The organism is Shewanella psychropiezotolerans, assembly GCF_007197555.1.
Classification (GTDB): domain Bacteria; phylum Pseudomonadota; class Gammaproteobacteria; order Enterobacterales; family Shewanellaceae; genus Shewanella; species Shewanella psychropiezotolerans.
On record NZ_CP041614.1, the window covers coordinates 2153807 to 2178954 of the forward strand.

Annotated in this window: 26 protein-coding genes and 1 pseudogene; 23 read left to right on the forward strand and 4 right to left on the reverse strand. The window is 44.4% G+C overall.

The features are described from left to right. The first annotated feature begins 511 nt into the window (after positions 1 to 511). Positions 512 to 1141 (forward strand): FlgO family outer membrane protein, encoded by a 630-nt coding sequence (locus tag FM037_RS09595; protein ID WP_144045812.1) that lies wholly within the window; start codon positions 512 to 514, stop codon positions 1139 to 1141. Further along, the gene (locus FM037_RS09600; protein WP_144045813.1) at positions 1138 to 1584 is read left to right on the forward strand and encodes an LPP20 family lipoprotein; all 447 of its coding nucleotides are present in this window, start codon (positions 1138 to 1140) and stop codon (positions 1582 to 1584) included. Before FM037_RS09595 ends, FM037_RS09600 begins: the two co-directional genes overlap by 4 nt. Positions 1585 to 1644: 60 nt before the next feature. On the opposite strand, the gene FM037_RS09605 is transcribed toward FM037_RS09600, so the two are convergent. The 4 genes from FM037_RS09605 to flgA form a co-directional block, all read right to left on the reverse strand. Further along, entirely contained in the window at positions 1645 to 1830 is a 186-nt protein-coding gene (locus FM037_RS09605) for a hypothetical protein (RefSeq protein WP_144045814.1), read from the reverse strand. Positions 1831 to 1977: 147 nt separating this feature from the next. Further along, positions 1978 to 2403 (reverse strand): flagella synthesis protein FlgN, encoded by a 426-nt coding sequence (locus FM037_RS09610; RefSeq protein WP_144045815.1) that lies wholly within the window; start codon positions 2401 to 2403, stop codon positions 1978 to 1980. Between the two features lie 4 nt (positions 2404 to 2407). After that, positions 2408 to 2731 (reverse strand): flagellar biosynthesis anti-sigma factor FlgM, encoded by a 324-nt coding sequence (gene flgM / locus FM037_RS09615; RefSeq protein ID WP_144045816.1) that lies wholly within the window; start codon positions 2729 to 2731, stop codon positions 2408 to 2410. Positions 2732 to 2815: 84 nt separating this feature from the next. Beyond that, positions 2816 to 3520 (reverse strand): flagellar basal body P-ring formation chaperone FlgA, encoded by a 705-nt coding sequence (gene flgA, locus FM037_RS09620; protein WP_144045817.1) that lies wholly within the window; start codon positions 3518 to 3520, stop codon positions 2816 to 2818. 222 nt (positions 3521 to 3742) lie between these two features. On the opposite strand from flgA, the gene FM037_RS09625 reads away from it, so the two are divergent. The 21 genes and pseudogenes from FM037_RS09625 to FM037_RS09725 all read left to right on the forward strand — a co-directional run bounded on the left by FM037_RS09625 (position 3743) and on the right by FM037_RS09725 (position 25115). Continuing rightward, positions 3743 to 4663 carry a chemotaxis protein CheV gene (locus tag FM037_RS09625; RefSeq protein ID WP_144045818.1) on the forward strand — a complete coding sequence of 307 codons (921 nt, stop codon included), beginning with the start codon at positions 3743 to 3745 and terminating at the stop codon, positions 4661 to 4663. A gap of 135 nt (positions 4664 to 4798) precedes the next feature. Beyond that, positions 4799 to 5638, forward strand: coding sequence for a CheR family methyltransferase (locus FM037_RS09630; RefSeq protein WP_185977068.1), 840 nt, complete (start codon positions 4799 to 4801; stop codon positions 5636 to 5638). Positions 5639 to 5960: 322 nt separating this feature from the next. Next, positions 5961 to 6359 (forward strand): flagellar basal body rod protein FlgB, encoded by a 399-nt coding sequence (gene flgB / locus FM037_RS09635; RefSeq protein WP_144045820.1) that lies wholly within the window; start codon positions 5961 to 5963, stop codon positions 6357 to 6359. Between the two features lie 2 nt (positions 6360 to 6361). Next, positions 6362 to 6778, forward strand: a complete 417-nt coding sequence (gene flgC, locus FM037_RS09640; protein ID WP_144045821.1) for a flagellar basal body rod protein FlgC — start codon at positions 6362 to 6364, stop codon at positions 6776 to 6778. Between the two features lie 13 nt (positions 6779 to 6791). Then, a complete protein-coding gene (flgD, locus tag FM037_RS09645) occupies positions 6792 to 7607 on the forward strand; it encodes a flagellar hook assembly protein FlgD (RefSeq protein WP_144045822.1) in 816 nt (271 codons plus the stop codon). 210 nt (positions 7608 to 7817) lie between these two features. Continuing rightward, positions 7818 to 9181, forward strand: a pseudogene (gene flgE / locus FM037_RS09650) (flagellar hook protein FlgE). A gap of 212 nt (positions 9182 to 9393) precedes the next feature. Further along, positions 9394 to 10755: a flagellar hook protein FlgE gene (flgE, locus tag FM037_RS09655; RefSeq protein ID WP_144045823.1), complete on the forward strand. Its 1362-nt coding sequence runs from the start codon at positions 9394 to 9396 to the stop codon at positions 10753 to 10755. A gap of 184 nt (positions 10756 to 10939) precedes the next feature. Continuing rightward, the gene (gene flgF / locus FM037_RS09660) at positions 10940 to 11683 is read left to right on the forward strand and encodes a flagellar basal-body rod protein FlgF (protein WP_144045824.1); all 744 of its coding nucleotides are present in this window, start codon (positions 10940 to 10942) and stop codon (positions 11681 to 11683) included. Between the two features lie 10 nt (positions 11684 to 11693). Beyond that, entirely contained in the window at positions 11694 to 12482 is a 789-nt protein-coding gene (gene flgG / locus FM037_RS09665; protein WP_144045825.1) for a flagellar basal-body rod protein FlgG, read from the forward strand. A 10-nt stretch (positions 12483 to 12492) separates the two neighbouring features. Further along, the gene (flgH, locus tag FM037_RS09670) at positions 12493 to 13179 is read left to right on the forward strand and encodes a flagellar basal body L-ring protein FlgH (RefSeq protein ID WP_144045826.1); all 687 of its coding nucleotides are present in this window, start codon (positions 12493 to 12495) and stop codon (positions 13177 to 13179) included. Between the two features lie 40 nt (positions 13180 to 13219). Further along, positions 13220 to 14311 carry a flagellar basal body P-ring protein FlgI gene (locus FM037_RS09675; protein ID WP_144045827.1) on the forward strand — a complete coding sequence of 364 codons (1092 nt, stop codon included), beginning with the start codon at positions 13220 to 13222 and terminating at the stop codon, positions 14309 to 14311. Positions 14312 to 14535: 224 nt separating this feature from the next. Next, positions 14536 to 15543 (forward strand): flagellar assembly peptidoglycan hydrolase FlgJ, encoded by a 1008-nt coding sequence (flgJ, locus tag FM037_RS09680; RefSeq protein ID WP_144045828.1) that lies wholly within the window; start codon positions 14536 to 14538, stop codon positions 15541 to 15543. Between the two features lie 88 nt (positions 15544 to 15631). After that, a complete protein-coding gene (gene flgK, locus FM037_RS09685; RefSeq protein WP_144045829.1) occupies positions 15632 to 17548 on the forward strand; it encodes a flagellar hook-associated protein FlgK in 1917 nt (638 codons plus the stop codon). A gap of 11 nt (positions 17549 to 17559) precedes the next feature. Continuing rightward, the gene (flgL, locus tag FM037_RS09690) at positions 17560 to 18750 is read left to right on the forward strand and encodes a flagellar hook-associated protein FlgL (RefSeq protein ID WP_144045830.1); all 1191 of its coding nucleotides are present in this window, start codon (positions 17560 to 17562) and stop codon (positions 18748 to 18750) included. A gap of 80 nt (positions 18751 to 18830) precedes the next feature. Continuing rightward, positions 18831 to 19652, forward strand: a complete 822-nt coding sequence (locus FM037_RS09695; RefSeq protein WP_144045831.1) for a flagellin N-terminal helical domain-containing protein — start codon at positions 18831 to 18833, stop codon at positions 19650 to 19652. 231 nt (positions 19653 to 19883) lie between these two features. Continuing rightward, on the forward strand, positions 19884 to 20702 hold the full coding sequence (locus FM037_RS09700) for a flagellin N-terminal helical domain-containing protein (RefSeq protein WP_144045832.1): 819 nt from the start codon (positions 19884 to 19886) through the stop codon (positions 20700 to 20702). A 101-nt stretch (positions 20703 to 20803) separates the two neighbouring features. Beyond that, a complete protein-coding gene (locus tag FM037_RS09705) occupies positions 20804 to 21193 on the forward strand; it encodes a flagellar protein FlaG (protein ID WP_144045833.1) in 390 nt (129 codons plus the stop codon). Between the two features lie 57 nt (positions 21194 to 21250). Further along, on the forward strand, positions 21251 to 22624 hold the full coding sequence (gene fliD, locus FM037_RS09710; RefSeq protein ID WP_144045834.1) for a flagellar filament capping protein FliD: 1374 nt from the start codon (positions 21251 to 21253) through the stop codon (positions 22622 to 22624). A 28-nt stretch (positions 22625 to 22652) separates the two neighbouring features. Next, the gene (locus FM037_RS09715) at positions 22653 to 22973 is read left to right on the forward strand and encodes a hypothetical protein (RefSeq protein ID WP_185977069.1); all 321 of its coding nucleotides are present in this window, start codon (positions 22653 to 22655) and stop codon (positions 22971 to 22973) included. 10 nt (positions 22974 to 22983) lie between these two features. Beyond that, the gene (gene fliS, locus FM037_RS09720) at positions 22984 to 23394 is read left to right on the forward strand and encodes a flagellar export chaperone FliS (RefSeq protein WP_144045836.1); all 411 of its coding nucleotides are present in this window, start codon (positions 22984 to 22986) and stop codon (positions 23392 to 23394) included. Between the two features lie 287 nt (positions 23395 to 23681). Beyond that, positions 23682 to 25115 carry a sigma-54 dependent transcriptional regulator gene (locus FM037_RS09725; RefSeq protein ID WP_144045837.1) on the forward strand — a complete coding sequence of 478 codons (1434 nt, stop codon included), beginning with the start codon at positions 23682 to 23684 and terminating at the stop codon, positions 25113 to 25115. The last annotated feature ends 33 nt before the right edge of the window (positions 25116 to 25148 follow it).

The window sequence follows — 25148 nt, forward strand, 5'->3', positions numbered from 1 at the left end:
TGTCCACGTCTAAATCTATGATGGCATTTTCAAGCACACAATGGGCGTCAATAATGGGCTTTAATATTGAGGCCTGACACTATTAGCGTCGCATTTCTGACACTTGGTTAGCTCAAACTGTCTATTATCATGCTTGTAGCAAGGATTAAGACACTATTGATAAACCAAGCAATTAATATGCCATTATCCTGTCTAGAGTTTATGTCAAGAACATGTTCAAGAGCTGGTGTCGCTCATCTCTTGCTTTGTGAGTAATAACTTAGCTTAAGCTTTGTATTATTGAGCCGATAAACACCTAATAGGCAAAACAAATCTCTACTCATATTCTATATTTTGACCAAGGTGGCTTAATATTTGCTTTAAATCTTATGAAGCGTCATCGATTAACCCGAACAGTCTCATGGCACATAGGTAAATTCAGTGTCGGCAGACTTGGGTGATATTACAGCTTTGAAATAGTCAGAGACTTGAGTTAGATAATTGATATTGAGTGTTTATCCAGGAATTAAGTATGCGTAAAGCACTAGTGTTTACAGCAGCGTTACTCTTGAGTGCGTGTGCGAATAGCGGTGAAGGCCTGTCAAAAGATAACCTTAGTCAAGGCAATCAATTGCCGTCGACATCGGCCATCAACCACTTGTCTGAGCAAATTGTCAGTGAGTTGGTTGAGCAGAATGATGAGCTCGGGAGTGATCAGCCTCTGCTGGTAGCAACGCCTGTGTTACTGGAGTCTTTTAATGAGACAAATGCAGTTGGATTACAGTTGCAGCAAGGTTTAATTGCCGCCTTACATGGGCGTAAGTTTAATCTGGTAGATATCAATGTCGGCGATAACATCAGGGTTACCCCCAATGGGGACTTCCTATTGACTCGTGATTGGAAGCAACTCCCTTCTGGGATCGCCGTTGAGCATGTTCTTGTGTCGACGATGAGTATCAATACCAGAGGACTCGTGGTTAATTCCAGGATAGTGAACATAACCAATAATCGAGTGGTTTCGGCGTCACAGGGAGCATTTAATATCAACGAATTACCTGGGTACCTGAAAAAATCTGAGAAGATCACCTCAAGAGATGGTCTGTTATATAGAGATCCCGTCGGCGGATTGCAGCAAGTTCAAGTTATAGGTGGTGCACAATGAAAACATGGATAATCTTATCTTTACTGTTTATCTCAGGCTGTGCGTCACAGGACAGGTACATAGAGTGGGAAACTCAGGCTCCCGAAAGTTTTCCTAAATTAACGGCGATAGGCTATGCGCCATTAGACACTCAGCCAGCCCAGTCTCAGGCGCAAAAAGTGGTGATGGCGATGCAAGCCTCGAAGATTGCCGCATACAGAGAGTTAGCCGAACAGGTTTTTGGCCAACAGTTGTCAGCAAGCAGCAGTGTCAATGATTGGATGTTATCAAACGATAGCATTCAAGCATCTGTATCTGGTGTGATACGCGGCGCTAAAGTGGTGAAGAGTTATCCTGCCGGGGATCATTATGTGACCGAACTCGAGTTAGACTTCTCTCTAGTGTGGGCCTTGTATGAACAGCAAAATAGACCACAAAAGATAAAAGAGATCACTTACTTTTAAGCGTTAACTATTGGAGGCAGGAAAGCAGTAGGCTTGCTGTCTTTAATTTCCTTTTCGATTTCACATGACTTTCTTACCATTACTCGTTCCCTTCATGGCTTCCTGCCATTTTCTGGCACATGGCTCATGACTGTCTAGCTTAGAAAGTTCCTGTTCTGCCGAGCCGTATTTCTCTTCATAAGGTGAAGGTCTAGCTGTGTTTGGGGTCAGAGTGATGTGGGAGTGGTCTAGGTATCTCTTGGCCATTATGGGACTATTGTTTTGGGGATAGGGTATATTTATCTGGCTGATAAGGCTCTTAATCGCTATCTTGAGGCTTAGTCACCGTGATGCTTAAGTTGGGGCGTTTATAGCAGAGCAGAGTGTTATGGCTGGGGAGCATCAGATGGGCTGTTAGGCTTGTATATCATTGCCCAAGGTAGATATTGTCGAGGTCTTTCCCTTGTCATTATAGGTCAAGCTAGATGCATTGCGGCTAACTTGCAGAGCCTGGGAAAAACGATTCATGCTTGCGATATTCAGTTCTATCAGGCTGGAGTTTTCACTATTCAATTGTTTACATTCATCCAGCAGCATTTTGGCCGATGCCACTCGAGCTGATAAGTGTACATCATTAATGAGTAAAGCCTTATCAACATGGAGGGATAAAGCTTCATCTTTACTTTTCAACTCATCGAGTAATCCTGCCTTGGCGCTCGCCAACGAAAGTAGAAAGTCTGCATCTTGATTGGTCAGTGCAGCTTTCTCATCTGTAATGATTACTTTAAGCTTATTAAGCAACTCGAACTGAAGTTCGACGATGTCGTTTATCTTGCTCATAAAATTACTCGTTCATTCCCTTTAGGTCATTTTCAAACTGAGCTATGTTGATAGCCAGCTTTTCTGGATCAATTTTATAGCGACCTTCTGCGATTGCCAGTTTTATTTCTTGAACTTTTTGTTCATTAATTTCTGGGAAATCAGTCATTTTTGCTTGAGTGCTCTGCAGTTGCTGTGCCTGAGAAGTCAAAGAGACTGAGTCACTCTTAGGTGGTGTACTCAGAGAGTTGACCGAGTCATCATTGGATTTTTCACTGCTTTTATTGGCAGGAGACTTTCCAATGTGAGTGTTTACTGCAGTGTTTACTTGCTTAATATCAATAGCCATATTCGGCTCCAACAATTAAAAAATAAAAGAACATAATGGTATATCGGCAGTGATACCCTGAGCTTTAATAAAAATTAAGCAAAATTACATTCTAACTTCGACCTTGCCAACATCAATGACCCTTGCGTTGACAGCTTTATTCGAATAGGTGTTCTTTATACGAATTCTATCACCTAAATTACCATCTTGCAGTGCTTCTCCGACGGTTTTTATTTCAAAGTTATCAGTACGTGCAAAAATTGAGACTGAATCTCCTTTGCAGACGAAGCAGAGATTATTACTGAATATTGGTTGATCGGGAGCCATTCTTCTTTTTACTCGGGTACCAACGACCTCGTCCAGATTGTTGAATTGCTGACCTCGTAGAAGTGTTTGCTCTACATACTTGATGACAATGTCGCTTTTAGCGATTAAATCCCCTGGGCCCAATGTTGCTCTGGCGACGACAACCGGGTAAAGAATGTCGACTCTTACGGAGATAAATATTTGCCATGGGTATTGAAGTTGTGGACTTTTACAGGTTATTTTTACTGTATTGTTGCGTTTAATGGCTCTGTTACTGGCCAATTCCGCTGTTATTGGTGGAAAACATAATGGTGGCTTAAGTCGAGTGTCTAAACTTTGCGGGGTAATATTTACTCTTGCATGCTCTGCGACATCTATTTTTTCTTCTACAGCCCCTATAGCTAATTGGGATATGGCCGATAGAGTAGGCACACTCGCAGCTTGTGTGCTTAGCGCGTGATTTGACAAGAATATCAAAGAAACGAGGACATATTTTACTTTCATAATGAATAGACTAGCTTGATGGGCTAGATTACACCTATACTTTCTTAGTGACCGAAAATTTCGCCTTTCTCTGTAATAAACTTAAGGCGCCATAAACTTGACTATAAAGGGTCAAGTTGTGAGATATTTAACACTTATAAGTAAATAAGCAATTAGTATGCCTAGTATTCGTAAAACCATGAGTATTAGGTGACATTTAAAAGACGACAAGGCAAGCGCATTATGTCAAGTATTCTTGAGTCAGTGAACAAACGAACACAGTTAGTCGGTCAGAACCGTTTAGAGTTATTGTTATTTAAACTCAATGGTCGTCAAAGGTACGGTATTAATGTTTTTAAAGTCAAAGAGGTACTGCAATGTCCTCCTCTTACCAGCCTTCCTAAGTTAAACCCTTATGTGAAAGGGGTCGCCCATATTCGTGGTCAAACGATTTCGGTAATCGATTTGAGTGCTGCTACAGGGGGGCGTCCAGTCGATAGTATCGATAACTGTTTTATCATCATCTCTGAGTACAACAGGAGTGTTCAAGGTTTCTTGGTATGCTCGGTTGAGCGGATTATCAATATGAACTGGGAAGCCATCTTACCCCCGCCAAAGGGAGCTGGTAAGTTCTCATATCTCACGGCTGTGACTGAGATTGAAGGCGAGCTTGTAGAAATACTCGATGTGGAGAAGATTCTTGATGAGATCTCGCCGGTTAAAACTGAGATAAGTCAAGAAGTCGATGAGCAGTTGACCTTAGATAGGGAAAAACATTTCCATATTATGGTCATAGATGATTCGGCTGTAGCCCGTAAACAGATCATTAGGGCATTAGTATCATTAGGTTTGCAGATAGATACTGCCAAAGATGGCAGAGAAGCGCTGGAGAAGTTGAAAGCTATTGGCGCTGAAATGGACGATGTATCGACCGAGATCCCGCTTATTATCTCAGACATTGAAATGCCTGAGATGGACGGCTATACCTTAACTGCAGAGATTAGAGACAACCCTAAGTTGAAAAATATTAAAGTAGTGCTGCATACATCTTTAAGTGGGGTATTTAACCAAGCTATGGTTGAGAAAGTAGGAGCAAATGATTTTATTGCTAAATTTAATCCAGATGAACTTGCAGCAGCAGTAAATAAGCATTTGAGTCTATAATGATTATTAGTAGAGCGCAGTAAGTTACATTAAGCTTGTTTCTTGTGGCTCTCTCGTGTATAAAACTGCGCTCGAATTGATCTCGTTATGCTGAGTTTAGTTAAGTCGTTATAGCTGTTTTTTTGATACTAGGATATCAAGGTGCCGAATAAATCACTCGCTGAAACCGAATATACACAATTTAGACTTTTTCTGGAGCAACACAGCGGTATAGTGCTGGGCGATAATAAGCAGTATCTTGTGCGTAGTAGGTTGGCGCCTTTGATGGGCAAGTATAATCTGCCGTCGCTTTCTGAAGTTGTTAGGCACTCGATGAAACCCACTGAGCGTCAACTCAGGGCTGCTGTGATCGATGCCATGACGACCAACGAAACCTTGTGGTTCAGAGACCGTTATCCTTTCGAGCTACTATCGAGTGTACTCTTACCTGAATACGCCAAACTGGGTCGGCCTCTTAAAATTTGGTCGGCTGCTTGTTCGTCGGGGCAAGAACCTTACTCATTAGCTATGACTATCTTAGAGTATCAACAGAAGAGGCCTGGTACTTTACCTGGCAGTGCATCAATCCTAGCCTCAGACTTGTCCCCCTCTATGCTAGAGAAGTGTAAAAATGGCGAATACGATAATTTAGCCTTAGGCCGTGGCTTGTCAGATCAGAGAAAGCGTCAGTTTTTTGATTCTACGAGTTCCGGGACTATGGTTATTAAAGATAACGTGAAGAGATTCATTAACTTCAGAGCTCATAATTTGCTTGAAAGTTATACCTTACTTGGTAAATTTGACATTATCTTCTGCCGTAACGTGCTGATTTACTTCGCGCCGGAGGCAAAGGCAAAAATATTGCGGCAATTTGCTGCCGCTTTGAACCCCAAAGGGATACTTTTTCTTGGCGCTTCCGAGTCCATCGCCGGCTTAACCGAAGAATTTGATATGGTCAGATGTAACCCTGGCATCTATTATCAGAAGAAAACTTAATAGCGGACTGGACTCAGTGCCGCTAGATGGGCTGACCAGTTCTGTTCGTCATCCATTCCTCTCTCATTAGTTTGCGGCAGCTCTACGAAGACGCCATCTATCTGGCTCGCAGGGCGTTCACAGGCTCATTTCGAGCAATATTCATATCAAATTCGAGCTATCCAACTTCAAATGGCCAGCTAAGTTTTAACTTGTCAGTTTTCGGGCGTCCTTGTCGCTAGTTTGTGAGCGTCAAGCTGCCAAGTACCCATGCTGGGTACTCCTCCTTTTTTATGGCACAACTATTGCTTTATCTATGACATCGAGTTCAGGAGGCAATTTTATGGCGATTAATTTTGATAATGCATTGGGTGTGCATCAATACACACTAGGGATCAGAGCCCAGCGTGCTGAAGTTATCGCGTCTAATATTGCCAATGCCGATACTCCCCATTATAAAGCTCGTGATGTCAATTTTGATAAGGCATTACAAGCCGCAACGAGTAGGCAAGGTGGCTTGGCTATGAGCCGTAGCGATAGTCGACACTTTGATCTCGCAGCGTTATCACAACAAAATTATGGATATAGAGTGCCAAATCAGCCTGATACCGGTGATGGCAATACGGTTGATATGCAAAAAGAGCAGTCAGAATTTATGCAGAATGCACTCGAATATCAGATGTCACTCGGCTTTCTCGATGGTAAGTTTTCTGGTCTGAAGAAAGCATTAAGAGGAGATTAATCATGAGTCTATTTAATATCTTTAATGTTGCAGGCTCTGGGATGTCGGCTCAATCAATAAGATTGAATACTACAGCCAGTAATATTGCTAATGCTGATTCTGTTTCAAGTAGTGTCGATAAGACCTACCGTGCTCGTCACCCCATTTTTGAAGCCGAAATGGCCAAAGCCAGCCATCAACAGCAATCATCACCTTCAGTAGTAGTGAAGGGCATCGTAGAAAGTGATGCGCCCTTGTTAAAAGAGTATTCCCCAAATCATCCAATGGCTGATGGGGATGGTTTCATCTACAAACCTAACGTCAATGTGATGGAGGAGATGGCTAACATGATTTCGGCATCCAGATCATACCAAATGAATGTTCAGGTGGCAGAAGCGGCAAAGTCTATGCTTCAGCAAACCCTAAGAATTGGCAAATAATAGGAGGTAAAAAGTGAGCCTCATTAACCCACTTAATAATGCTCAACCCCTCGGTGGACAGTCACAAACGTCGACTCAGTCAGTTGCGCCGTCGAAACAAGCTACATCCGGTACTGTGCAGTCGGCCGCAACTCAGTCTACTGATCAGACATCAACGGGAAATCCGTTTCTTGATGCAATTCGTCTACCTGATGAGAAATCAATACCAGAGGCAAATAATCAAGAGCTGACCCAAGAGGATTTTTTCTCTCTCTTGAGTCAACAGTTGTCGATGCAAGATCCATTTAAACCTGTCGATAACGACCAGATGATTGCGCAAATGGCGGCATTTTCTACCGTAGATGGCATTAGTAATCTCAATGATGAGATTGTTAATCTTAATGCCGTAATGACCTCTAGTCAGGCACTGCAAGCTTCAGGACTGGTGGGACAGAAAGTGCTGATCCCATCGGATACCGGTCATCTCTCGGAGGAAGACCCAGTGCTGAAGGGGGTCGTGAGTACGCCAGAGGCTATCGACACCATAGTAGTCCGTATCGAAGATGAGAAAGGGCAACTGGTCACTACTTTTGAAATTGATGGTAGTCAAGGCGGTAATGTCGATGTGTCCTGGGATGGATTGGATAAGAATGGCGAGGCGATGCCAAGCGGCACTTATTCGATTAAAGCCAGCGGTAGAGTCGATGGTCAGAGTGAAGAACTTGCAGTCTCTACCTATGCTCATGTTACTAGTGTCTCACTAGGTACAGCGTCTACGGGTTCAATCTTGAACTTACGTGGTATCGGTGGCATTAAACTCGGTGACGTCTTGGCGGTTTCTGAGGTGTGATATCGCTTTCTTGGCGTGCAGTAATGAATTGAATGTCAGTGGTTGGTGCTATTGGCTGAAATAAAGAATTTGAATTGAATGTCGATGGTTAATTCCATCAGCTGAAAAAATGGATTTTAACTGGGTGAATATGTTCTTGCCTGCAGTTATGAATTGAATGTCAGTGGTTGGTGCTATTGGCTGAAATAATGAATTGAATCGAGGTGAATTATGTCGTTTAACATTGCATTGAGTGGCATCGCAGCTGCGCAGAAAGATCTAAATACCACGGCAAATAATATTGCCAACGTTAATAGCATAGGTTTTAAAGAATCCCGTGCTGAGTTCGCCGATGTGTACGCAAATTCCATCTTTGCTAACGGTAAAACGGCGGTCGGTGGGGGGTAACCACTAGTCAGGTCGCTCAGCAGTTTCATCAAGGTAGCTTACAGTTTACTAATAATGCCCTGGATTTGGCGATCAATGGTGGCGGATTCTTTGTGACTTCGTCAGAGCTCGAAGCTCAAGATCACTCTTTCACCCGAGCGGGCGCATTTAAAGTCAATTCCGCAGACTACCTGGTTGACTCACAAGGCAATTTTCTGCAGACATTTCCTGTCGATAAGGATGGAAACTCGACATCAGTTAGTTTAACCACGACTAAGCCGGTTAGGATCCCTGATACGGCGGGTAGTCCCCAGAAGACGGAAAACATCGGTATTCAGATGAACTTAAATGCTGCTGATTCTACATTAGATCCCGCCTCGTTTGATCCTAACGATCGTGATACCTATAACAACTCCACCGCTGTGACCATGTATGACTCCTTGGGCGAGCCACATATCTTGACGACCTATTTCGTGCGTCCACCGAATGCGGCTTATACCGGTGAGAGCAACTGGGTTGCCTTCTATGCCGTGGATGGCCAACAAGTTGACCTGGCAGGCGCAGCAGGAACATACAATCAAGATACCACAGGCGATGGTGTGGCAGATGTTATAGGTACAGCTGCTGTTACAGCTGGCGGCTGGAAAGGTGCGGTGATCAAGTTCAACGATACAGGTGCTCATACCACTACCAGTCCTGATCCTATTACCACTGTGCAATTAGGAGTCGGTGGTGCCGGTGTGTTGGGTCCTGGTACCGATGGCACGCAAACTCTGACGATAGATTTCAATAATCCGACTCAATATGCCTCGACGTTCGAGGTGACAGAATTAAACCAGGATGGCACCACTGTGGGTCGTCTAACCAATGTTGAAGTCGGCGCCGATGGTTTGATTAATGCCAGTTACAGTAATGGCACAACAGTCGCTCTGGCTCGGGTGGCATTGGCGCGTTTTGCCAATGAGCAAGGCCTGACTCAAGTGGGGAACACTTCCTGGAAGGCTAGCCAAAGTTCGGGCCTGGCACTGGCTGGTGAGGCAAATAGCGGTACTTTTGGCAGCATTCGTTCGTCTGCGTTAGAACAGTCGAATGTAGATTTAACCACAGAGCTGGTGGATCTAATTTCTGCTCAACGAAACTTTCAGGCGAACTCGAGAACACTGGAAGTCAATAATACTCTGCAACAGACCATATTGCAGATCCGATAATCAGCTTCTTATTTTCCTATATGCACAAAGGTATTGCCGCTCGGCAATACCTTTGTGCAATGTGGCTACCAGTAATCTGGTTAAATCAGGAAAGACATTAACGTAAAAATTTGAATACCGATGGGAGATACTCTCATTGCCTGTTGTTATGAATTGAATTTTGGTGGTATTTAACATTCCACCTGCTGTAATCGATTGAATATAGGTAAATCATGTCATTTAATATCGCGTTGAGTGGAATTGCTGCTGCTCAAAAAGATCTAAACACCACTGCGAACAACATAGCTAACGTTAACAGTATAGGCTTTAAAGAGTCTCGTGCTGAGTTTGCCGATGTGTACGCAAATTCCATTTTCTCTAATAGTAAGACTGCCGTTGGAGGAGGAGTTACAACCAGCCAAGTTGCTCAGCAATTTCACCAAGGGAGCATGCAGTTTACTAATAATGCTTTGGATATGGCCATTAATGGCGGTGGTTTCTTTGTCACTTCTTCGGATCTTAATGGCAAGGAGCAATCCTTTACTCGTGCAGGTGCGTTTAAAGTGGATTCGAGTAACTATTTAGTTGATTCACAAGGAAACTATTTGCAAACTTTTCCTGTGGATAAGGATGGCAACTCGACATCTGTCAGCCTTACTACGACTAAGCCAGTAACGATTCCTGATACCGCAGGCAGCCCGCAGAAGACAGAGAACATTGGCATACAGATGAACTTAAATGCCGCTGACTCTACATTAGATCCCGCCTCGTTCGATCCCAACGATCGAGATACCTATAATAATTCGACTGCTGTGACCATGTATGACTCCTTGGGTGAGCCGCATATCATGACGACCTATTTCGTGCGTCCACCGAATGCGGCTTATACCGGTGAGAGTAACTGGGTCGCTTTCTATGCGGTGGATGGTAAACAAGTTGATCTGGCAGGCGCAGCTGGCACCTATCAAACGGATACCAATGGAGATGGTGCCCCAAATGGAACCGGTACCGCTGTGACTGCCGGCGGCTGGAAAGGTGCGGTGATCAAGTTTAATGATATAGGGGCTCATACGACTACCGACCCAGCCACTATTACCACTGTGCAGTTAGGAGTCGGTGGTGCTGGTGTGCTGGGTCCTGGTACCGATGGCACGCAAACTCTGACGATAGATTTCAATAATCCGACTCAATATGCCTCGACGTTCGAGGTGACCGAATTAAATCAGGATGGCACTACCGTGGGTCGTCTAACCAATGTTGAAGTCGGCGCCGATGGTTTGATCAACGCCAGTTACAGTAATGGCACAACAGTCGCTTTGGCTCGGGTGGCATTGGCGCGTTTTGCCAATGAGCAAGGCTTGACTCAAGTGGGGAACACTTCCTGGAAGGCTAGCCAAAATTCGGGCCAGGCACTCGCAGGTGAAGCCAATAGTGGTACCTTCGGCAGCATTCGTTCATCTGCGTTAGAGCAGTCGAATGTAGATTTGACCACAGAGCTGGTGGATCTCATCTCTGCTCAACGTAACTTCCAGGCGAACTCGAGAACACTGGAAGTCAATAATACTCTGCAACAGACCATATTACAGATTCGATAATGTGCTCGGTATTGTGTCATTGATACAAAAAGGCATTGCCGCCCGGCAATGCCTTTCCGCCTTATAGCCTATTTTTTTGACGCCTCTTTACTCCAGCGCCAATTATTTGTGTTTATTCTGGCATGATGTTTGCTTCTGTTTTCTTACTCAGAAGTATTAAACAAATGATTGACGGAGGAACCCAGTGGATAAATTACTCTATGTCGCCATGAGTGGCGCAAAACAGAATATGAATTCGCTGGCTGTACGCGCAAATAACTTAGCCAATGCCAATACCGATGGTTTCAAAGCGGATATGGAGCAAGCTCGTTCGATGCAAGCATTCGGTGAAGGGTTGCCGACACGCGTATTTGCCATGACAGAGAGCCCATCGGCTGATTTTACTGCGGGTCCTATCAAGACTACTGGAAGAGATCTCGATATTGCCGTCAAAGGTGATGGTTGGATTGCGGTGCAGAGCGCCGATGGCGGAGAGGCATACACTCGCTCCGGCAGTTTAAGTTTTGACACTACCGGTCTACTGCGTAACGACCGCGGAAATCCCATCATGGGTGATGCTGGTCCTATCGTGTTACCTCTGCCTATCGAGAAGATAGAAATTGCTCAAGATGGCATTATCTCAGTCAGACCCTTAGGTTCTACGGCGGAAGTCATCGAAGAAGTCGGTCGCATCAAGTTAGTTAATCCTGGTAATCAGAATTTGATGCGCGGGGAAGACGGTCTGTTCAGATTGATATCTGGCGACAATGCCCCTGCGGATCCTTTTATTACATTAGAGAGTGGGGCAGTGGAAGGCAGTAATGTTAACGCCGTCTCTGAGATGGTGGCTCTGATTGATATACAACGTCAATTTGAGATGCAGGTCAAGATGATGAAAACAGCAGAAGAGATGGACCAAGCCTCCTCTTCATTAATGCGTATTAGCTAGGAGTAATATTATGCATCCCGCGTTATGGATTAGTAAGACAGGCTTAGATGCTCAGCAAACCGATATTGCAGTGATCTCTAACAACGTGGCCAACGCGAGTACGATTGGCTATAAGAAGAGTCGTGCGGTGTTTGAAGATCTCCTTTATCAAACCGTTAACCAAGCTGGCGGCATCAGCGCGTCAAATACCAAGTTACCCAACGGTTTAAATATCGGTGCTGGTACTAAGGTTGTCGCGACTCAAAAGGTATTCACCCAAGGCAACATGCTGACAACTGATAACTCCCTGGATTTGATGGTTGAAGGCCCAGGATTTTTCGAGATACAACTTCCCGATGGCACCGCGGCTTATACCCGCAATGGCCAATTTACGCTAGATGATACCGGGCAAATTGTCACTCCTGGTTCGGGTTATGTAGTTCAGCCGGCAATAACTATCCCGGATAATGCGACAAGTATAACCGTGTCTGCCGAAGGCGAAGTATCAGTTAAAACGCCTGGAACGATAGAAAACCAAGTGGTGGGCCAACTGAGCATGTCTGATTTTATCAATCCGAGCGGGTTAGACCCCATGGGACAGAATTTATACCTGGAGACCGGTGCCAGTGGCACACCCATTCAGGGGACGGCTTCACTCGATGGAATGGGGGCTATTCGACAAGGTGCACTGGAAACGTCGAACGTTAACGTGACGGAAGAGCTGGTTAATCTTATCGAAAGCCAACGTATCTATGAGATGAACTCGAAAGTTATTTCGGCTGTCGATCAGATGCTGTCTTATGTTAATCAGAATCTGTAGAGGCAAGGTTATGACCAAGCAAGGCTCATTATTAGCGTTATTACTTGGTTTCTTGTTGAGCGCTTGTAGTTCAACGAGCGGTCAGAAACCGATCCCAGACGATCCCTATTACGCTCCCGTATATCCTGAAGCGCCACCGACTAAAATCGCCGCTACAGGCTCCATGTATCAGGATAGTCAGGCATCTAGTCTATATTCTGATATTAAGGCACTTAAAGTCGGCGACATCATCACAGTTATTTTGATGGAGGAGACGCAAGCGACAAAAAGTGCCAGCAATGAGATCAAGAAGGGGACGGATTTAACACTCGATCCCATCTATGCCGGTGGCGGTAATATCACCATAGGCGGACAACCCTTGGATCTGAGATACAAGGACAGCATGAATACCAAGCGTGAATCCGATGCCGATCAGAGTAATAGTTTGAGTGGCAGCATTTCGGCCAATGTGATGCAGGTTCTCAACAATGGTAACTTAGTTATTCGCGGAGAAAAGTGGATAAGTATCAACAATGGTGATGAATTTGTGCGCATAACCGGAGTGGTGCGCTCACAAGATATACGTCCTGATAACACTATTGATTCACCAAGAGTAGCCAATGCACGTATTCAATACAGTGGTACAGGTACTTTTGCGGATGTGCAGAAGGTTGGTTGGCTCAGTTCATTCTTTATGGGGAGTTGGTGGCCTTTCTAAGGCTGCTATTGAACCTAGTCGTGATTAAGGAATTAACGCTATGAAATATAAATTTATCACTCTTTTATTGCTGATTTTTGTGGCTGCTCCAAGCCAGGCACAACGGATAAAAGACATTGCAAACGTTCAAGGTGTGCGCCATAACCAACTCATAGGCTATGGCATGGTTGTCGGCCTGCCTGGCACGGGTGAGAAGACGCGTTATACCGAGCAGACGTTTAAGACTATGCTGAAAAACTTTGGCATCAATTTGCCCGATAATTTTCGGCCCAAGATTAAGAATATCGCCGTTGTCGCGGTTCATGCGGATATGCCGCCCTTTATCAAACCCGGACAAACTATGGATGTCACTGTGTCGAGTCTGGGCGAAGCCAAGAGTCTGCGCGGCGGAACCTTAATCCAGACCTTCCTCAAGGGGGTCGATGGTCATGTCTATGCCATTGCACAGGGGAGTATGGTGGTCAGTGGTTTCAGCGCAGAAGGTCTAGATGGCTCAAAAGTCATTCAAAATACGCCTACCGTTGGCCGAATTCCTAACGGCGCCATTGTCGAGCGTACTGTTGCTACGCCTTTTTCAACTGGCGACTACCTCACATTTAACCTACGTCGCGCCGATTTCTCGACGGCTAAACGATTAGCCGATGCCATCAATGAGTTGCTGGGTCCAGGAATGGCGAGACCCTTAGATGCGGCTTCAATACAGGTGAGTGCGCCAAGAGATGTGTCTCAGCGAGTGTCGTTTTTGGCAACATTAGAGAATATTCAGGTTGAACCGGCAGCAGAATCTGCCAAGATCATCGTTAACTCACGTACCGGGACCATAGTGGTGGGCGAAAATGTGCGTCTGCTACCTGCGGCCGTGACTCATGGTGGCTTAACTGTCACGATTGCCGAAGCGACTCAGGTATCACAGCCAAATGCCTTGGCAGGTGGTCAAACCGTTGTGACTACAGACAGCACCATAGATGTCAATGAGTCAGACAGACGTATGTTTATGTTTAACCCTGGCACGACACTGGATGAATTGGTTAGGGCCGTTAACTTAGTGGGCGCAGCCCCCTCGGATGTGCTCGCTATTCTGGAAGCCTTGAAGGTGGCTGGAGCACTGCAGGGTGAACTCATCATCATCTAGTTATATGGCTAGATCTTGTTAGTCTTAACTTCCTTTAAAGATGTTCAGTTAGGGCCTGGTTCCAGGCCCTAACACTTTCTGTTCATTAGTGTATTACTCTTCAATACTTCCCCAAAAAAACCGATGTTTATTGGATTAAAACTCAGCATGCTGATGATCTGGCATGTGCTTTGCTTTATAAAAACAATACCGTCTGTTTATTGTCGGCACAACCGGGAACTCTTATGGAAAAGCTGTCAAATTCATCACACTTTTTGGACATTGGAGGTCTTGACTCGTTAAGAGCCAAGGCCCTGAAAGATGATAAGGCCGCTTTAAAGGAGGTGGCACAGCAATTCGAAGGGATCTTCGTGCAGATGCTGATGAAAAGCATGCGCTCTGCCAATGCTGTGTTCGAATCCGATAGCCCGATGAACAGCGAATACACTAAATTCTATGAGCAGATGCATGATCAGCAGATGTCGGTCAACTTATCAGAAAAGGGCATGTTAGGGCTCGCGGATATGATGATGCAACAACTGTCTCCCGAAACTAGCAATGTCACACCTGCATCTGTGCTTAGAGGCGATATGCATTCGGGTTTATCTCAAGCATCTTTCAAATCTCATGTGATGAACCGGGCAATAATGCCTGATGAAGCCATAAAAGCCGAGGACAGGGCAGATGCTAAGCCCATGAATCCCTTAGACAGTATTTTGACAGGCAAGAGTTTGCCATCTGAAGTAAGAAAGGCGGAAACGACCTTCACCGATAGAGATGATTTTGTCGCTAAGCTCTACCCCCATGCAGAAAAAGCGGCGCTAGCTTTAGGCACTAAACCCGAAGTCTTGATAGCACAGTCGGCTCTGGAAACGGGTTGGGGTCAGAAAATGATAAAAGGGGCTCGAGGCGAATCTAGCAACAACCTTTTTAACATCAAAGCGGATAAACGTTGGCAGGGTGATAAGGCCTTAGTCAGTACGCTCGAGTTCGAACAAGGTATTGCGGTACAGCAAAAAGCCGATTTTCGTGTCTACGAAGACATAAAGCAAAGTTTTGATGACTTTGTCAGCTTTATTTCTGATGGACCTAGGTACCAAGAAGCGATGAAGAAAGCCGCCAATCCCAACGAATTTATCAAAGCATTACAAGATGCTGGCTATGCAACTGATCCTCACTATGCCGATAAAGTGATCAAGGTGATGGAATCAATTAAGCCGGATATTAGGCTGCCATCTTTGGGAGCAAGGTAATGATTTTTATTTGTAACAGATATGAGTTTTCCTTTGCGCAGCAGAGTATGCAGCAAGGTGAACGGCAATTAGATAGGAGTCGAGTGTAATGTCTATGGACCTTTTAAATATTGCCCGCACCGGTGTCTTGGCTTCTCAGGCGCAGCTTGCTGTGACCAGTAACAATATCGCTAACGCTAATACCCAGGGATACCACAGGCAAGTTGCCGAACAGTCCAGTCTGGAATCCCAGCGTATGGGGGATAACTTTTATGGTGCTGGGACCTATATTTCTGATGTAAAACGCATCTATAACGAATATGCCGCTCGTGAGTTGAGGATTGGTCAAACCGGTGTCAGTGAAGCTCAGACCACTCAGATTAAGATGAGTGAACTCGATCAGCTGTTTTCACAAATTGGCAAATCCATACCACAGAGTCTGAATGACTTGTTTGCTGGTTTAAATAGTCTAGCCGATCTGCCTGCTGATATGGGCATTCGTGGCACTGTGTTAGGTTCGGCAGGCCAACTGGCGAATAACCTGAATCAGATGCAAAAGCACCTCGATGGCCAGATGAAGCAGACCAATGATCAAATCGCCGGCATCACCGACCGAATCAATGAGATTAGTAAAGAGCTGGGTCAACTAAATCAAGAGTTGATGAAGTCCCAGGGTGAAGATGCTCAGCTGTTAGATAGGCAAGATGCGCTCATTCAGGAGCTTAGCCAGTACGCACAAGTCAATGTCATCCCACTCGATACTGGTGCTAAAAGCATCATGTTAGGTGGCTCTGTGATGTTGGTTTCCGGTGAAGTATCCATGTCCCTAGGAACTATAGCTGGAGATCCACATCCGGGTGAGTTGAGAGTCGCCGCTAATGTTGGCAGTCAGAGTCAGGTCATAGATCCAATTAAGATGGGCGGTCAGCTAGGTGCGCTATTTGAATTTCGTGATGAAACGCTTATTCCGGCAGAACTTGAATTAGGTCAACTCAGCTTAGGGGTTGCAGATGCATTCAATCAGGCCAATGGCCAAGGTTTCGACCTAGATGGTGAGATGGGCCAGAACATATTTAAAGATATTAACGATCCTGCAATGGCGATTGGGCGAGTCGGTGAATTCGGTTCAAATGCAGGTTCGGCTAACCTAAGAGTCAATATTGATGATGTCGGTCTCTTGTCCGGCAGTAGTTTCGAGTTGAAGTATACCGCTCCGGCAACCTATGAGTTGAAAGATACAGTAACAGGCGCTGTCACCCCGTTAACCTTAAATGGCACTCAGCTCGATGGTGCCAATGGTTTCACCGTACACATAGATTCTGGCACTTTAGCCGATGGCGATAAATTCGAGATAAGACCCAGTTCCGGTGCCGCAGCTGGTATCGGGGTGATGATGACCGATGGTAAGGGGATTGCTGCCGCTGCACCTAAGATCACTGCAGATGCAGCGAACTCAGGTAACACTCAAGTAGAGATGGTGAGCATAGATGATCGCACCAATGCCAACTTCCCCATCACTGGCTCTGAGCTGACCTTCGAGATCAATACCACGACTAGCATGTTTGAAGTCTTTGATGCCAACGGCACATCCCTTGGTGCACCAGCAGCTTATACACCACCTTCAATTAGTGCACATGGTTTTACCTTCGATGTGGCCACAACGGTTGGTGCGACAGATAGATTTACTTTCGATCTCTCATTTGCACCTGGTGATAACACCAATGCTGTCGCCATGGCGAAATTGAGTGAAGCCAAGTTGATGAACAGTGGCGGTTCAACCCTAACGGATGTTTATGAGGGGACAAAACTGTCGGTTGGTGGCAAGGCTAAAGCGGCCGTGATTAGCTTAGGAACGGCGCAGTCTGTTTATCAACAGGCTTATACCCGGGTACAGAGCGAATCCGGGGTGAATTTAGATGAAGAGGCGGCAAATTTACTGCGCTTTCAACAGGCTTATCAGGCGTCGGCGCGGATAATGACAACGGCCAATGAAATCTTCGACACATTATTCAATGCAGTTAGATAGGAAAAGTTGATATGAGAATTTCTACGGCTCAGCTTTTTAGTCAGAACATTAATAGTATTCTGAATAAACAATCAGCGACCAGCCAAATCATAGACCAATTATCTAGTGGTAAAAGAGTCAATACAGCAGGAGATGATCCTGTTGCAGCAATTGCTATAGATAACCTATCTCAGCAAAATGCTTTGGTCGATCAATATATGAAGAATATTGATTATGCAAATAACCGCTTATCATTGACGGAAAGTAAACTTGGCATGGCCGAGACGCTGGCTAGCTCAACACGAGAGCAAGTCTTGCGTGCAGTTAATGGCACACTTTCCGATACTGATCGGCAAACTGTTGCCGATCAGTTACGTGGCACCTTAGAAGAACTGCTGGCGATTGCCAATAGTAAAGATGAATCTGGCAATTATCTCTTTTCAGGTTTTGAAACCAACGTGCAACCTTTCACGTTCGATGTTTCAGGCAATATCGTCTACAGCGGCGATAACGGTGTTAGAAGCTCCATAGTGGCCTCGGGAGTGACAATTGGCACCAATGTCCCAGGTGATAGTGCATTTATGAATGCTCCAAGTGGATTAGGAGATTTTAGCGCCAATTATTTGTCATCCCAAGTAGGTGATTTCAATGTTGAAAGTGCCAAAATATCGAATCCTGCAACATATGTCGCCGATACCTATACATTCACCATGGCGGGAGCAAATCTTGAAGTGAGAGATTCAAGCTCTACGTTAGTGACAACGGTCGCAGGCTTTGATCCATCAACACCGGTCCAGTTTAATGGCATTGAAGTAAAGCTCGATGGAATGCCTGCCGCGGGGGATAGCTTTTCTATCACGCCGCAATCCTCTGTCAGTATTTTCGATACTATTAATCAAGCTATTTCGTTGATCGAAGACCCGAATAAAGTCAATACGCCTCAAGGTAAAGCAGAGCTGGCACAAATATTGAATAATATTGATGGTGGCGTCAATCAAATTAGTACTGAACGTGGTGTTTCTGGTACAGCCCTTAAAAGCTTGGAAAGTTACAGCACTAACCACGTAGATGAAAAGATAGTTAATAGTTCGGCGCTTTCTCTGTTGGAAGATCTGGATTATGCAAGTGCAATAACAGAATTAGAAAAGCAGCAAGTTGCGTTACAAGCAGCTTCTAGTGTGTTCAGTAAAGTAGGGTCAGTGTCATTGTTTGATTATATCTAGTCCCTAATTGATAAAGTTTAATAAATTAATTTAGCCAAGCTCGATGTCTTGGCAGTATAACCAAGAAGAGGAAGTCTATTATGGCTATTACAGTTAATACTAACGTGACGTCGATGAAGGCGCAGAAAAACTTAAACATCTCTAGTGGAAATCTTGCAACCTCGATGGAACGTTTATCGAGTGGCTTGAGAATTAATAGCGCTAAGGATGATGCGGCGGGTTTAGCTATTTCTAACCGATTGAACTCACAGGTGCGCGGCTTAGAAGTGGGCATGCGTAACGCTAATGATGCCATCTCAATTGCACAGATTTCAGAAGGAGCAATGCAAGAGCAGACCAATATGCTACAGCGAATGCGTGATCTATCGATTCAAGCCGAGAATGGTGCAAACAGTAGTGCAGATCTTCAAGCCATTCAAGATGAAATAAATGAGTTAGCAACTGAAGTCACAGCTATCGGTAATAGTACGGCTTTTGGTAATACAAAGTTACTCGCCGGTGATTTTTCTGCTGGAAAACTCTTCCAAGTTGGTCATCAAAATGGAGAAGATGTGACTATCTCTGTTGGTACTTTAAATGCGGCCGTATTGTCAGTTAATGCATTGACTGTTCTAACTTCCGCAGGTCGTAACTCTGCTCTTGGGAAGATCGACTCTGCCATTAATTCAATTGATACCCAACGTGCGAAGCTTGGTGCGGTTCAAAATCGTCTGTCTCACAATATTAGTAATAGTGCTAACACACAAGCCAACGTTGCTGATGCTAAGAGTCGGATTGTGGACGTGGATTTTGCCAAAGAGACTGCAGTGATGACCAAGAACCAAGTATTGCAACAAACAGGATCGACTATGCTTGCTCAGGCTAATCAATTGCCGCAAATCGCATTGTCCTTGTTAGGGTAATCGGTGTTTTCTAATAGTGGCTATGCATTTTATTATAGTCACTATGGAACATCATCTAGATGCTGTTAATTCAAGCCACTGAAAATAATGACTTTGTTTTCCATTAAAAAAAGTAAAAAAAATTACTAAAGTAAAAAATTCCTCTGCCGTTAAATATACTGTAACCAATTAGCTCCGCCTGGCTTAAGCAGACAGGCAAGTTTTCAAGCCAGGTATAAAGAGGAATCGATTATGGCTATTACAGTAAATACAAACGTCACATCACTTAAAGCTCAGAAAAACCTGAATGCCTCTAGTGGTAATCTAGCAACGTCAATGGAACGCTTATCTAGTGGTTTACGCATTAACAGTGCAAAGGATGATGCGGCAGGTCTTGCTATTTCGAATCGTTTGAACTCTCAGGTTCGTGGTTTAGAAGTCGGTATGCGTAACGCAAATGATGCTATCTCCATCGCGCAGATTTCAGAAGGTGCGATGCAAGAGCAGACAAATATGCTACAACGTATGCGTGATCTATCAATTCAATCCGAGAACGGTGCAAACAGTTCTGCTGATCTGACTGCCATTCAAGCTGAGATTACTGAGCTTGCAACTGAAATAACTTCAATTGGTGATACGACGGCGTTTGGTAACACCAAGCTGATGACTGGTGATTTCTCTGCCGGTAAAACCTTCCAAGTGGGTCACCAAGATGGCGAGGATGTTACCATCAAAGTGAAGGATACAGATGCAGCCTCACTTTCAGTTAACGCGATTGTTGTTACAACTTCAGCAGGTCGTGCTTCAGCCCTTGCTAAAATTGATGCGGCGATTAAAACAATTGATACCCAACGTGGAGAGCTAGGTGCTATACAGAATCGTCTTGCGCATAACATCAGTAACAGTGCCAACACTCAAGCCAACGTTGCCGATGCAAAGAGCCGTATTGTGGATGTCGATTTTGCTAAAGAAACCTCAACTATGACTAAGAACCAGGTATTACAACAGACTGGTTCTGCGATGTTAGCCCAAGCTAACCAGCTACCTCAAATAGCACTATCATTACTATAAAGAGTAATGCAGTAGGGTTATAGTTAATAGTAGAAAGGGAGGTTCGGCGACGGATCTCCCTTTAATGGTTTAGGGATAAACTAAGTCAGTTAGGAGGGGTTATGGATATCAATTTTACAAGCTCATCCAATGCGGCAGCAACTAAGATTGAAATAGGTACAGGAACTGCTAAAGCGGGTGTCGTAGAAGGTGCAGACCTTGAGCCGAACACTATAATTAAGGCTGTGGAGGAAGTAGAAAGAAGTGCTTCCGAAGAGCCAGAATTGGATGAGGAAGAGTTACAGAATTTGGTTGAAGACTTGTCCAGTATGATGTCAGTCATGCGTAAAGGGTTGGCATTTAAAATTGACGAAGATTCAGGCACAAGTGTTGTTAGCGTCATGGACATAGAGTCGGGTGATTTGATTCGGCAAATCCCGAACGAAGAAGCGTTAAAACTGGCGCGAAAGTTGACTGAGGTGACGGGTGTTCTTATGAAGACTGAAGCCTGATAGTTCTATCAAAGATTATTTAGCAGTAACAGAATATTTGTTTAGTAAGAGGTTATTATGGCATTAACGGCAACGGGAATAGGCTCCGGGCTTGATATCAACAAAATTGTCGGTGTTCTTGTTGATGCTGAAAAGATCCCAAAAGAAGCAGCGTTTGATAAAACCGAGAAATCTATCGATGCAAAAGTATCGGCTATCGGAACATTGAAAAGCTCTTTATCGACATTTCAGGATGCACTGGAAAAGCTCAAAGATGGTGGGAGTTTAAACCAGAGAACCGTTTCTACCGGTGAGAGTAGTTATCTTACGGCCACAGCTGATAAAACATCCCAGACTGGTAGTTATAATGTAAAGGTTGAGCAGTTAGCTCAGCAACATAAAGTTGCTGGCATCAATGTTGCGGATCCTAGCCTTCCCGTTGGTGAAGGGAGCCTAGATCTGACGGTTAATGGTAATAGTTTTTCCGTGACTGTAGGTGCGACCGATTCACTCGAAGATATCGCTAAAAATATCAATAGTGCAACCGATAACGTCGGTGTTACCGCGACGATTATTACCAGTGATGCGGGTAGCAGGCTGGTATTAAGTTCCGATACGGAAGGCACTGATAGCCAAATAGGCGTGGTGGCCAATGATACTGTGGGTTCGGGACTCAATGATATGTTTGGTGGGGCCAACCTTACCGAGCTTCAAGTGGCAAAAAACTCGATAATCCATGTCGATGGCCAGGAATTGACGTCTCAGACCAATGAAGTTAAAGGTGCGATTACCGGGGTAACGCTCAATCTGACAGATGCAGACTTGAATAAAACAACCCTTGTTAAAATTGACCTCGATAAGGATGCAGTTAAAGACAACGTGCAAGGTTTCGTCGATGCATATAACAGCTTAATAAGTACTATTGATAAGCTGTCGGCTTATGATGTAGAGAAAAAAGAGGCCGCTGCTTTGCAAGGGGACTCCATGATCCGCTCAATTGAATCTCAATTGAGGAGTATGATCAGCTCAAGGGTAACTGTCGGTAGTGAAACTGTGGCACTCTATGATATCGGTATCGAAGCCGATCGTTATGGAAAGCTATCGGTCAATAGTGACAAGCTCGATATCGCGATTGAAGAAAATATGAGCGGTATCGAGGGACTGTTTTCGACAGAAGATACAGGTCTTGCCAACCGTTTAGACACCTTGGTTGAAAGTTATGTCAAACCGACGACAGGTTTGATTGACAGCAGAAATAACACTTATACCAATGACAAACAACGCCTGGATGATCAGCGTGAAGCCTTTACCCTGAAAATGGAGCAATTAAATGCTAGATTGATGAAACAATTTAATGCCATGGATTTAGTTGTGGGTAAATTGAATCAGCAGTCTTCCGGTATTATAAATGGTCTGAACTCGCTACCAGGTGTAGTGAGGAGTTCTCAATAGCAATAAATTTGTAGGTACCTAATTGCAAATGTTAATAGAGCTAGATGAAATAAATAAAAACTTGACCAATTGCTTAGCATCTTTGGAGAAAACTCCTGCGGAGGACAAGAGTGCCGATGAGTTGGTTCAAAAGTTGCATGAATGCGTTGAGCGGCGTCAATTTATTCTCGATAAGATCTTACAGTCATTAAATGCTGAAGATAAGCAGATGTTAGAAAAGCAATTGCAATTAACTCAGAAATTTGAGCAGCAAGCGCAAATTATCTTGCGACATAGGCAAGAACTATTGCATCTGGGAAGTAAAACTAAACGCCAAATTAATGTTTACAAGTCAATTGGTGCTAAATAGGTAGGTTACTATGAGAAAGTCATTACAGTCATATCGTAAGGTCTCACTCGAAAGTGAAATTTCGGTTGCGTCACCCCATAGAGTTATTCAGATGATGTTTGAAGGTGCCTTACAGAGACTTGCACAAAGTCGCTATGCTATCGAAAATAATGATTTGCAGAATAAAGGTGTGTACATAGGAAAAGCGATTGGTATTGTCAATGGACTTAACAACAGCTTAAATATGGATGAAGGTGGAGATATCTCTTCAAATTTAAGTGACCTCTATGATTTTATGTTGCGTCGTATTTCCGAAGCGAATATTAATAGCGATGTGCAAGCTATAGATGATGTTTGTGAGATTCTAAGAACGATAAAAGAGGGCTGGGACGCTATTCCAGTTGAACAACATCATATTGTCTCTCATAATGAGGCTGTTTAATTCCATTTTTATTCGGGGCGTGCAGCCCCAAATAATTGGCCGGAGTCAATTATTTGACAAATCATGATGGTTTCGTTGGATTTTTCAGCTAGAATCAAATAAGTTCAATGAATATCTATCCAGTTAAGCATTAAATGCGTCAGAGACTTGCTAATAGCTTGCTGATAATACACTATTCCTCATGGTAGTGATTTTGTTCAAATTTGTAATGGAAACACTACATCGCTTTTAAGCAACAAACACTAATAATTAATGCGAATAATAACGAGCGCTTTACGGCTTTTTTAATGATGCAAACAGATCAACGAATTCTACTTGTCGGTAACCAGTCTGAGCGAATTAATCGCTTATCATGTGTATTTGAGTTTTTGGGTGAGCAAGTTGAGTTAGTCGCAATCGATAAACTTGAACTGCGACTACGAAGTACTCGATACCGGGCCCTGGTTATTGCTGTTGACTCACAGTCTAAAGAGTTATTTCAATCTCTTGCCGGGAAACTACCTTGGCAGCCAATTTTATTGCTAGGTGAGCAGGACGGCGTCAGCGCCTCTAATATACTTGGCTATATTGAAGAACCACTGAATTATCCCCAATTAACTGAATTACTGCATTTCTGTCAGGTCTTTGGCCAGGCAAGACGTCCAGAAACTCCCACCAGTGTTAATCAGACTAAGTTATTTAGAAGTATGGTGGGTCGAAGTCAAGGGATAGCACAAGTCAGGCATTTGATTGGCCAGGTTGCCCCTTCTGACGCTACTGTGTTGGTTCTGGGTGAGTCGGGTACAGGTAAAGAGGTTGTCGCAAGAAATATTCATTATATTTCCGATAGGCGCGATGGCCCCTTCATTCCGGTTAACTGTGGCGCCATTCCTGCCGAGTTGTTAGAGAGTGAATTATTCGGCCATGAGAAGGGCTCATTTACTGGTGCTATCAGTGCCAGAAAGGGTCGCTTTGAACTCGCTGAAAAGGGAACGCTTTTCTTAGATGAAATTGGTGATATGCCATTGCAGATGCAGGTTAAACTACTTCGTGTACTCCAAGAGCGAGTGTTTGATCGTGTCGGAGGCAGTAAGCCTATCAAGGCCGATGTGCGTGTCGTAGCTGCCACTCACAGAGACTTAGAACTGATGATCTCCGAAGGGAGCTTCAGGGAAGATCTCTACTACCGACTCAATGTATTCCCCATAGAAATGCCTGCCCTATGTGAAAGAAAAGATGATATTCCCTTACTTTTACAAGAGCTGGTGAGCCGAGTTTACAATGAAGGCCGTGGCAAGGTTAGATTTACCCAGCGGGCTATCGAGTCTCTGAAAGAGCACAGATGGTCCGGGAATGTCAGAGAGCTTTCCAACTTAGTCGAGCGACTCACCATCCTTTATCCTGGCGGTCTGGTCGATGTTAACGATTTACCCCATAAATATCGTCATATTGATGTGCCAGAATACTGTGTAGAGATCAGTGAGGAGGAGCAAGAACGTGATGCCTTGGCTGCTATCTTTAGTGATGAAGAGTCGATAGAGATCCCCGAAACTCGCTTTCCAAGTGAACTTCCTCCGGAAGGGGTTAACTTGAAAGATCTTCTTGCCGAGCTTGAGATCGATATGATCAGACAAGCGCTCGAACAACAAGATAATGTTGTTGCCCGCGCTGCAGAAATGCTAGGGATCAGGCGTACAACCTTAGTCGAGAAGATGCGTAAATACGGCATGGGTAAGGATTAAATAGAAGTTTCTAGTTCCTAGGCCCCTAGGAAC